The 9,450-nt window shown below is 41.3% G+C and carries 13 protein-coding genes and 1 tRNA gene; 4 read left to right on the top strand and 10 right to left on the bottom strand.

Translation table 11 applies throughout. The features are described 5' to 3' along the window. Nucleotides 1-53: 53 nt before the first annotated feature. From F3H01_RS01700 to F3H01_RS01655, 10 genes are all read right to left on the bottom strand, one after another. Nucleotides 54-144, bottom strand: a tRNA-Ser gene (locus tag F3H01_RS01700). Between the two features lie 142 nt (nt 145-286). Further along, on the bottom strand, nt 287-529 hold the full coding sequence (locus F3H01_RS01695; RefSeq protein WP_149724622.1) for a helix-hairpin-helix domain-containing protein: 243 nt from the start codon (nt 527-529) through the stop codon (nt 287-289). A gap of 89 nt (nt 530-618) precedes the next feature. Further along, nucleotides 619-1,299, bottom strand: a complete 681-nt coding sequence (gene pyrF / locus F3H01_RS01690) for an orotidine-5'-phosphate decarboxylase (protein WP_107769740.1) — start codon at nt 1,297-1,299, stop codon at nt 619-621. After that, nucleotides 1,296-1,691: a transcription antitermination factor NusB gene (gene nusB, locus F3H01_RS01685; protein WP_087578360.1), complete on the bottom strand. Its 396-nt coding sequence runs from the start codon at nt 1,689-1,691 to the stop codon at nt 1,296-1,298. Before nusB ends, pyrF begins: the two co-directional genes overlap by 4 nt. Before the next feature lies 1 nt (nt 1,692). Then, the gene (gene ribH, locus F3H01_RS01680) at nt 1,693-2,163 is read right to left on the bottom strand and encodes a 6,7-dimethyl-8-ribityllumazine synthase (RefSeq protein WP_021090940.1); all 471 of its coding nucleotides are present in this window, start codon (nt 2,161-2,163) and stop codon (nt 1,693-1,695) included. 10 nt (nt 2,164-2,173) lie between these two features. Further along, entirely contained in the window at nt 2,174-2,497 is a 324-nt protein-coding gene (locus F3H01_RS01675) for a DMT family transporter (RefSeq protein WP_107769741.1), read from the bottom strand. Next, the gene (locus tag F3H01_RS01670) at nt 2,494-2,823 is read right to left on the bottom strand and encodes a DMT family transporter (RefSeq protein WP_149724625.1); all 330 of its coding nucleotides are present in this window, start codon (nt 2,821-2,823) and stop codon (nt 2,494-2,496) included. The genes F3H01_RS01675 and F3H01_RS01670 overlap by 4 nt, the downstream gene beginning before the upstream one ends. Further along, on the bottom strand, nt 2,813-3,619 hold the full coding sequence (kdsA, locus tag F3H01_RS01665; RefSeq protein ID WP_149724621.1) for a 3-deoxy-8-phosphooctulonate synthase: 807 nt from the start codon (nt 3,617-3,619) through the stop codon (nt 2,813-2,815). Before kdsA ends, F3H01_RS01670 begins: the two co-directional genes overlap by 11 nt. Nucleotides 3,620-3,629: 10 nt before the next feature. Next, the gene (locus F3H01_RS01660) at nt 3,630-4,679 is read right to left on the bottom strand and encodes a hypothetical protein (RefSeq protein ID WP_149724620.1); all 1,050 of its coding nucleotides are present in this window, start codon (nt 4,677-4,679) and stop codon (nt 3,630-3,632) included. 9 nt (nt 4,680-4,688) lie between these two features. Beyond that, the gene (locus F3H01_RS01655; RefSeq protein WP_149724619.1) at nt 4,689-5,579 is read right to left on the bottom strand and encodes a DMT family transporter; all 891 of its coding nucleotides are present in this window, start codon (nt 5,577-5,579) and stop codon (nt 4,689-4,691) included. Nucleotides 5,580-5,731: 152 nt separating this feature from the next. Between F3H01_RS01655 and der the strand changes: the two genes are divergently transcribed. From der to F3H01_RS01635, 4 genes are all read left to right on the top strand, one after another. Then, a complete protein-coding gene (gene der, locus F3H01_RS01650) occupies nt 5,732-7,120 on the top strand; it encodes a ribosome biogenesis GTPase Der (protein WP_149724618.1) in 1,389 nt (462 codons plus the stop codon). Continuing rightward, nucleotides 7,101-7,622, top strand: a complete 522-nt coding sequence (locus F3H01_RS01645) for a shikimate kinase (RefSeq protein WP_054196151.1) — start codon at nt 7,101-7,103, stop codon at nt 7,620-7,622. The genes der and F3H01_RS01645 overlap by 20 nt, the downstream gene beginning before the upstream one ends. Before the next feature lie 404 nt (nt 7,623-8,026). After that, the gene (gene trpS / locus F3H01_RS01640) at nt 8,027-8,989 is read left to right on the top strand and encodes a tryptophan--tRNA ligase (RefSeq protein ID WP_149724617.1); all 963 of its coding nucleotides are present in this window, start codon (nt 8,027-8,029) and stop codon (nt 8,987-8,989) included. Nucleotides 8,990-9,002: 13 nt separating this feature from the next. Further along, a complete protein-coding gene (locus F3H01_RS01635) occupies nt 9,003-9,443 on the top strand; it encodes a hypothetical protein (protein WP_021090475.1) in 441 nt (146 codons plus the stop codon). Nucleotides 9,444-9,450 lie beyond the last annotated feature (7 nt).

The following is a 9,450-nucleotide window of genomic DNA, read 5'->3' as shown; positions in this document are numbered from 1 at the left end:
TTTAAAAAATAATGTTAAACAATAATAAAAAATTTATGATTATCTATAAATAGTGGCGGACAGAGAGGGATTTGAACCCTCGAGCCCCGATTAAGAGCTGCACCCTTAGCAGGGGTGTGGTTTCAGCCGCTCACCCATCTGTCCATAAAAAAGAAATCGCATTATAATTGAATGCTGCTGATATCTTGCTTAAATTTGCATTTTCGCGCCTGCCACTCTCCCATAGAAAAATAGCCGTGCGAAACTACTCAAATTTAAACAACTCGCGCGGGTCAAATTTCTAAATTTAATCCTTCCAAAGCCACCATTTTAGTTTGGCTTTGTCTGGGTGCGGCGTATTTGCATAGTAGCAAACCATACGGTAAACATAGAGGATACACCTATCACTGCCACGTCCGAGCGCCTTTGTGCGCTCAAACATCTCGTCTGGATCCGCACCCTTTAACGAAGCAATGTCTGTGTAGCCAAGTGCCAGCAGATCGGCCTGCGTCGCTTCGCCGACATAGGGGATTTTCTTAAAATCACTCAAATTTAGCTCCTCACTTCGCTTTGATATCATCTTCACGCAACATTTTGTAAAAAAGCTTAGTTAAAAATCACTTCATACAAGTTCAAATTTTAAATTTGCTCCAAAATTCGTTCACAAATTTCTCTTGGATTTACATTCTCATAAATCGGCCTACCAACAACGATAAAGTCGCTACCTTCTTGCTTTGCACTCACTAAGTTTGCTACTCTTTTTTGATCTCCAGCGCTCTCGCCAAAAGGCCTAACACCAGGGCAAAGAGTGATAAATTTCTCATTTGTTACATCTTTAATGAGCTTGCTTTCAAAAACAGAGCAGACCATTCCATCAAGCCCTGCTTCAAAACTCATCTGGCTAAATTTCCTAACAGCTCTTGCGATCGTATCGTTATAAACAGAGTCAAACTCGCTCTCACTAAAGCTAGTAAGTGCCGATACTGCAAGCACTAAAGGACGGCTTCCAAGACCAGCTAGCCTATCCATAACTGTCTTCATTGCGCGCTCACCAGCGCTAGCATGCACATTTATCATATCTACGCCGATTTTTGAGACGACTTCAGCCGCATCCGCCATCGTATTTGGGATATCATAGAGCTTTAGATCGAGGAAAATTTTAAAATTTCCAAGCCCTTTTAGCTCTTCTATAAATTTTGCTCCGTCCCTAAGATAGCTTCTAAGCCCTACTTTTAGCCAAAGATCAAGCCCTTTTAGCTCACTAGCAAGGGCTAAATTCTCTTCACGACTAGCCATATCAAGTGCGACGCAGAGCCTCACAGATCGTCCTTTAGCTTATCAAGTACGCCATTTATAAATTTTGGCGCCTGATCACTTCCAAGTTCTTTCGCAAGCTCGATCGCTTCGTTTATGATGACGGCTTTATCAGTTTGGCTAAATTTCATCTCATAAAGCCCAAGTCTAAGAATGGCAAGCTCAGTCGCGCCAACTTTGCTAAAATCACCATCTTTTAGATATGGCTTTAAAATTTCATCTAGTTTTTCTTTATTTGCGAGCACCTCTTTAAAAGTCTGCAGCGCCTCACTTTTTCGCTCGTTTCTTATCTTTTTCTCTTCCAGAAATTCCTCTTCAAATGCAGCAGTTACTGGATTTATCTCGTTTGAGTAAAGTAGCGAAACGACGGCTTGTCTGACCTGATGACGAGTCGCCATTTTACGCCTCCAAATTTTTATATAAGCTTAGCATCTCGATTACGCCCGTCATCGCTTCAAAGCCCTTATTTCCGGCCTTTGAGCCCGCTCTCTCGATGGCTTGTTCGATGCTATCGACCGTTAGCACGCCAAAGGTCACCGGTTTGCCGTATTTTAGCGTGACGTTTGCGATACCCTTGGTAGTCTCGGCGCTAACGTAGTCAAAGTGAGGCGTAGAGCCGCGGATAACCGCTCCCACGCAGCAAACTGCGTCAAATTTACCGCTAGCTAGCGCCTTTTCAAGCGCCATCGGTATCTCAAATGCGCCAGGCACCAAAATGAGGCTCAAATTCGCCTCATCCCCGCCGTGACGCAAAAACGCATCCCTCGCACCCTCGACCAGCCTATCGGTGATGATATGATTAAACCTAGCACCCACTATGGCGACCTTCTCACCGCCTTTTAGAGCCAAATTTCCTTCGATTATTTTCATGATTTCTCCTTTAACTTATCTTTAACATTACCGCGCTTAGCGTTATTAGCGATAGATAAAACGCCTTTTGCGCGCTCATTTTTTCTTTATCGAACACTATCCCGACGCCCACGGCTCCGATCGCTCCGATGCCCGTCCAAATCGCGTACGCCACCGACATCGCCATCGCCTGCATCGCGTAGCTCAAAAGCCAGAGCGAAAGGGCGAAATTTGCGGTTAAAATCAAAAAATTCGCCGCCTTTTTCACACCGACGCTTTTTTGAAATTTCGTTAGAAAAAACACGCCCAAAACCTCGCAACACCCGGCCGCCAAAAGAGCTAAAACGTGCATCAAGATTTTAGCCTTTTTAGCCCTAGCACGCCCGCAACTAGCGTCGCTATGAAAAATAGCCGCAATAAATCCGGCGTCTGACCGCTCGCGCGAAATTCGCTCACGATCTCGGCGATCACCACAAAAAACGCCCCAAGCCCCACAAATACGGTATATGCGACGCTAACGGGGATGTATTTTAAAGCCTTTATAAACGATACGAAGCTAACACAGACTAACGCGGCAGTAAGCGCGAATCCTACGGCATCTTGGGCGTGTTTTAGCCCGTACGCCCAGCCGCACTCGGCGACCGCGCCGCCTAATACCCACAAAAAGCCCTTAGTTTGCATCGCCAAGAGCTTGCTTTATCTTAAAAATTTGATCGATATTTGCGTCTAGCTCGTCCAAATTTAGCATATTAGGCCCGTCGCAAAGCGCCTCGCAAGGATTTACGTGCGTCTCGTAAAAAAATCCGTCCACGCCGGCAGCCGCCGCAGCTCGCGCTAGATAGGGCACAAATCTCGCGTCTCCGCCGCTTTTCTCGCCCAAAGCCGACGGCATCTGCACGCTATGCGTCGCGTCGAAAATCACCGGCGCAAACTCACTCATCAGCACCAAATTTCGCATATCTACTACTAAATTTCCGTAGCCAAAGGTGCTGCCTCGCTCCGTTAGCCACACGCCGTTTTGTTTAGCGACCTCGTATCCCTCGCCCTTTACGCCGCGCGTTTCTAGCACTTTTTTGACCGAGTGTTTCATCGCAGAGGCTGCTAAAAACTGCCCTTTTTTGATATTTACGACCGCCTTTGTCTTAGCCGCAGCTACGAGCAGATCGGTCTGACGGCATAAAAACGCGGGGATTTGCAGCACGTCGGCCACTTCGCCAACAGGCGCGGCCTGGTAGCTCTCGTGGATATCGGTTAAAATTTTAAAGCCGAATTCCTTTTTTACCTTAGCTAAAATTTCGCACCCTTTTTCAAGTCCGGGCCCGCGAAACGAGCTTATACTCGTGCGATTCGCCTTATCAAAGCTTGATTTGAAATAAAAATCTATCCGCTTATCTTCGTTAAATTTAACCAGCCTTTTTGCCACGTCAAAAACGAGCTGCTCGCTTTCTATGACGCAAGGTCCTGCTATTAGTATCATTTTTTCTCCTTTATTTTTCTCTAAATTTTCTAATCCAATCTATCAAAAGTGGTCTATCGTCGTTTGTTGCCCCTTCATACCAATCATTACAAAGTTTATAATATACACCATTTATGAATACAGGATCCACATAATATCGCCTCGTATCATATTCATTGTTCGCTATTACAAGCGCAGGATAATTTAATCCAAGAGTATCCTTACTATACTTTTCGTTTTGAAGCCAGCTTATCTCGTTAGCATCTACCTTACCGCTTTCCAAAATTTCCCTCATAATTATTCGTGCTATTTGTCCGACTTTTAGCTCTGCGTATTCATCTTGATTATTTTTGATATTAACATAGTCTTTAGAACGTTGATAGCTATATATGCCTACTTTCAGCTTTTGTTTTTCTGTGTTTTCCATATCTTTTAGGCTTTTTTTGTCAAACAAGGATAGCATCTGGTAAGAACGCATAAAAAGCTCCGCCGTATCGGCCACATTACCACTTACCTCTAAAATAGGTTCTAAAACTAAATTTGAAAAATCGCTATTTGCTATTATTCTAAAGTCAAATTCAAATCCCATCTCTTGCATTATGTTGTTTATATCAACAAAACAAGGGCACAAGGCATCTAAAATTTGTCTATTTATTTTAGGGGATGCGAAGATAATTTCTGCTTTTTTAACACCAAAATATCCATAAACACACATGGCGGTTCTAAGACATTTTTTTACTACTCTAGCTACCGTCTCATCAAGACCGCCGTAGTTTAGTCCAGACTCATGAAAAGCAACATCAACTGCATAAATTTCACTAACTCCATCACTCATACAAACGCCTAGTGCATCACACTCTGCTTGTTGCAAAAGTTGTTTTAATGAGGTATTTTGTTTATAAATTTTATATCCATATTTGCTAGAAAAAAGCTCATCTGTTTTTGACATTATATTTTCTAACTCGTCTGAAAATTTTATCTCCCATTTTGGAGAAATTTTCCAGTTAGTTTGCACTATTTGGCACTCTTTAACATGACGAAGCCAAGAATAAAATAAAGATTCTCCAATTTCTATTTTCATAGTATCGCCTTATTTTTCTTTCACAACTAAAATTCCACTCACTATTACTAGTAAGATGCCTAAAAGTGCCGTTTGATTTGGCAATACATCACCCATAAAATAGCCAATTATAAGCGTAAAAATGACGTCTGCGTAGCTAACCGCAGCGATCACTCCAGCCTTTTTGCCAACCGCAAACGCCTTTGTCATGTACGACTGAAAAAAATATCCACTAAGTCCCATTAGCAAGATAAAAACAACGTTATACCAGCTTGGCATGCTAAATTTTGAAAACAAAAAATCAAGTGGCTCATAGGTGAAAAATTCTGCCAAACCCATACAAATAAGTGGCAAAAACGAGCCCCAAAGCATAAAACTTAGCACGATAACGTTCGTGCCGTAACTCTTGTTTAGCTCCTTAACGCTCGTGTATGCGATTGCCGCACCAAGGCCACTCCAAATGCCGATAATATCAGTCTTGCTTATGCCTAAATTTGGCTGGATAACAAGCAAAATTCCACCAAACCCCAAAAATACAGCAAACCAGCCAAGTGAGCTTAAACGCTCTTTGAAAATAAAGGCTGCGAGGATGGCTGTAAAGATTGGATTTGTCTTTTGAAATGTAAAAGCTGTGGCCAAATTTACATGAGCGACATTGTAAAAAAAAGCAAAAAGTGCGACCGTGCCCACAAAACCGCGAAACATCAGCAAAAAAAAGTGTCCACCAGCTTGTTTAAATGGAAATCTATAAATGGCATAAATGACGATAAAAAGGCCTATTAAATTTCTAAAAAATACAACTTCGATAGATGGCATATCTTTGCTAAGATACTTTGCAAATGCGCCAGTAACGGCAAACATAAAGCAAGCAAAGAGCATATAAAAAATGCCAAGATGCGAAATATAAAACCTTTTTAACATCACAAGACCTTTAAATTTAAAGTAGCCATTTTAATGAAAAGTGGCTTAAATTTTGGTTGATTTTTTCTTTTATTTTGGCGCTTTTAAGCAAATTTTTATACTTTATATAAGTCAAAAATTTGTATAATCAGCCATCACGAAAAGGACAAAATTTGCAAAAAGTAATATTAGTAGGCAAGCCAAATGTCGGCAAAAGCTCACTTTTTAACCGCCTAGCAAGAAGACGCATCGCCATCACTAGCGACGTTAGCGGCACCACAAGAGATACAAACAAGGCCAAGATCGAAGTCGAGGGTAAAGAGTGCATTTTAATCGACAGCGGCGGACTTGATGATAGTAGCGAGCTTTTTAAAAACGTAAAAGCAAAGACCTTGGCTGAGGCTAGAAATTCAGACGTCATCTTATACATGGTCGATGGCAAAATGATGCCAGATGACGAAGATAGAGCCATTTTTTACGAGCTTAGCAAGCTAAATTTACCAATCGCTCTAGTCATCAACAAAATCGACAGCAAAAAAAATGAGCAAAGAGAGTGGGAATTTATAAGCTTTGGCGCGAAAAATACCTTTGGAATTTCTGTTAGCCACAACACAGGCGTTGACGAACTTAGCATGTGGATAGCAAAACACATCGAAGATAAAGTGCAGATAAAGGCCGACACAAGCGAAGATTTTGATGATTTTTTAGAAAACTACAATGACGAGGGTGAGCTTAGCGACGAGGTAGACTACGAGAGCAAAAACATAAGAGTTGGTATCATCGGCCGCGTAAATGTTGGCAAAAGCTCGCTTTTAAACGCCCTTGTAAAAGAGAGTCGCGCCGTCGTTAGCGACGTGGCAGGCACTACGATAGATCCAGTTAATGAAATTTACGAGCATGATGGCAGAGTTTTTGAGTTTGTCGATACTGCTGGTATTAGAAAGCGTGGCAAGATCGAGGGCATCGAGAGATACGCGTTAAATAGAACTGAGAAAATTTTAGAAGAGACGGACGTAGCGCTACTTGTGCTTGATAGCTCTGAGCCATTAACTGAGCTTGACGAGCGTATCGCTGGCATCGCTTCAAAATTTGAGCTTGGCGTCATCATCGTGCTAAACAAATGGGATAAAAGTAGCGAAGAATTTGACGAACTCTGTAAAGAGATAAAGGATAGATTTAAATTTCTAGCATACGCGCCGATCATTAGTGTTTCAGCACTTGGTGGCAAAAGAGTGCATAAAATTTACCCGCTCATAGTTGAAATTTATAAAAACTACACTCAAAAAATCCAAACTTCAAAGCTAAATGAAGTGATCGGCGAAGCGACCAAGGCACACCCTCTGCCACGAGATAAAGGCAGAGTTGTGAAAATTTACTACGCAGTGCAGTTTAAGACCGCGCCGATCATGATAGCGCTCATAATGAACCGCCCAAAATGCCTGCACTTTAGCTACAAACGCTATTTAACAAATAAGCTTAGAGAGAGCTTTAATCTAACTGGCGTGCCTATCGTGCTAATCCCTAAAAAACGTGGAGAGAGCGATGAAAACAAAGAACAATAATATCGTTTTGATAGGGTTTATGGGAGTTGGCAAGGGCACGACCGCAAGGGCGCTAAGCAAAGCTTTAAAGACGATGAATCTTGACTGCGACGACCTGCTAGAGAGCTCACAAAATATGAAGATAAAAGCTATCTTTGAAGAGTACGGAGAGGAGCATTTTAGGCAGCTTGAAAAGGATCTGGCTAAATTTCTAGCAACAAATGTCAAAAATGCAATCATCTCAACTGGCGGAGGCTTTGCGAAGGTTAAAAATTTAAAGAAAATTGGCACCGTGATCTATCTAAAAGCAAGCTTTGATGCGATCATGCAAAGGCTAAAAAATAGCAAAAATAGCGAGAAAAAGCTCGCCAAACGTCCACTTTTAAGTGATCTAAAAAGAGCTGAGGCACTTCATCTGGAGCGAGAGGAGCTTTATGAGAAAAAGGCTGATTACATCGTCGAAGTCGAGGGTAAAACTCCAAAGCAGATCGTAAAAGAGATAAGGATGCTTTTAAAAATTTAGTTGTAAAGTAGCGTGATTGCTGCTTGCAACGATAAATTTTAAGATCAAGCTAGATGGCTATCTGGCGTGGTGTTAAAATTTGAAATGTTTGAGCTAAATTTAACGTTTTGTAGTTAGAAATTTTAGCAAAGTGTTTGAGGAAAATTTAAATATTGCGCTGTCAAAATTTTAATCAAAACTAGGCATTTAACCTGCTAAGCTAAATTTTAAGATTAGATTAGATACAAAAACTCTAATGTAACGTTAAAATTTAAAAAGTATTTTTAGCGAAGTATCGTGAGATGATTTTGATAGTTGTGTAGAAATTTTAAGCCGAGGCTAGACACATAGTCTGCCGAAAGCTTAAAATTTTAAATCTCTATCAAAAGCGCTCACGAGAAAAAGCCAAAATTTGAAAGGATAAGATGAGAGTATTAACCGGCCTCCAACCCTCCGGCAAACTACACCTTGGCAACTATTTTGCCTCGATAAAGCAGATGGTTGATATGCAAGAGCAAAATGAGATGTTTATGTTTATAGCAAACTATCACGCGATGACGAGCCTTAGCGAGGCCAGAGCCCTAAAACAAAACACTTTTGAGGCTGCGTGTGCGTTTTTGGCACTTGGGATCGATCCAAATAAAAGCATATTTTGGGTGCAAAGTGACGTTAAAGACGTGCTTGAGCTTTACTGGGTACTAAGTCAGCACACGCCTATGGGCCTACTTGAGCGCGCGCATAGTTACAAAGATAAAGTCGCAAAAGGTCTTAGCTCGCACCACGGACTCTTTAGCTATCCAGTTTTGATGGCAGCTGACATTTTGCTTTATAATGCGCAGGTCGTACCCGTGGGCAAAGACCAGATCCAGCACGTAGAGATCGCTCGTGATATCGCGATAAAATTTAACAACGAACATGGAGAAATTTTTACATTGCCTGAGGCAAAGATCGATGAAAATGTCGCCACCGTGCCTGGCACAAATGGCGAAAAAATGAGCAAAAGCTACGGCAACACGATCGATATTTTCGCAGACGCCAAGACGCTTAAAAAGCAAATTTCTAGCATCGTGACAGACGGCACACCGCTTGAAGAGCCAAAACAGTGGCAAAACTGCAACGTCTATAATATCGCCAAACTTTTTTTAGACGAGAGCGGCCAGCGCGACTTGCAGGCTAGATATGAACGTGGTGGCGAGGGTCATGGGCACTTTAAAGCTTATCTAAATGAGCTTATTTGGGACTATTTTAAAGATGCGAGAGAGAAATTTGAGCATTATCAAAATAATCCTGACGAAGTGTCTGGAATTTTAGAAATAGGAGCCAAAAAGGCAAGTAATGTTGCTCAAACAACTATAAAAAAAGTTCGTGAAGCAGTCGGAATTTATTAATAAAGGAAAAAATATGCAAAATTTATATCCATACGCACAGATAGTTCATCTTTTTTGTGCAATCATCTTTGTTGGTTACCTCTTTTTTGATGTAATCATTTTTAAGGCAGCTTGTAAAAAAATGCCACCTGAGCTTGCTCAAAAAGCAAAACAAGCTATCGGTTCAGTTGCTATTAAGATAATGCCACTTTGCATCTTGCTTTTGGTATTAACTGGAGGCATGATGATGAGTAACTGGGTCGGATCAAAGGCTGGAGGCTACTTTGAGACAAATTTACAAATCATTTTTATGATCAAATTTTTCTTAGCAATGCTAATCGTAGCTGCGGTTATAACAAATTTGAGCTGCAAATTTATATTTAAACGCCCTAGCCCACTTGGCAACATTCACCCATTTGCGCTAACAGCGGCAGTTTTTATCGTACTTTTTGCAAAAGTTATGTTTATGGTTTAAGGATATA

The organism is Campylobacter concisus, from assembly GCF_902460875.1.
Taxonomy (GTDB): domain Bacteria; phylum Campylobacterota; class Campylobacteria; order Campylobacterales; family Campylobacteraceae; genus Campylobacter_A; species Campylobacter_A concisus_AA.
The sequence above is the reverse complement of the archived record's forward strand: the minus strand, read 5'-3'. Positions and strand labels throughout refer to the sequence as shown.